General features: G+C 40.5%; 1 protein-coding gene. It reads right to left on the bottom strand.

The genetic code is table 11. The features are described from left to right. Positions 1-200: ATP-binding cassette domain-containing protein (locus tag NE664_14320; GenBank protein ID MCQ4727810.1), on the bottom strand; the 200-nt coding region annotated here is incomplete at its 3' end. Positions 201-430 lie beyond the last annotated feature (230 nt).

Genomic DNA, 430 nt, shown 5'->3' with positions numbered 1-430 from the left:
CGGACGCGCTTCGCCCACTCCACCTTTCCTTCGTCAGGCTGAAGCTTTCCGGTAATAATATTCATAAATGTGGATTTGCCTTCACCGTTAGCTCCGATTAAACCGATATGCTCTCCCTTTAAAAGACGGAATGACACGTCGTTAAAGATGGCACGGTCGCCAAATCCATGTGTCAGATATTCAACATTTAATATGCTCATTCGTAAACTCCTCAATCTTCTTATTTCTTAACCCATTTTACATGACAACCGCCGTTCTTGCAAGGGGAAAGAAGCCACTAAGTTTCGGTTGTCAAAATCGGCAAAAACGTTTATGATAGATGGTAGGTCTTTAAGTCAATAAATTTAAACGAAAGGATTTTATTTATGTACATATACACCTGGTATCAGTGGCTTCTCTTTTTCTTCCTCTACTGCTTCATTGGATGGAT

This window comes from Anaerotignum faecicola, assembly GCA_024460105.1.
Lineage (GTDB): Bacteria > Bacillota > Clostridia > Lachnospirales > Anaerotignaceae > JANFXS01.
The sequence above is the reverse complement of the archived record's forward strand: the minus strand, read 5'-3'. Positions and strand labels throughout refer to the sequence as shown.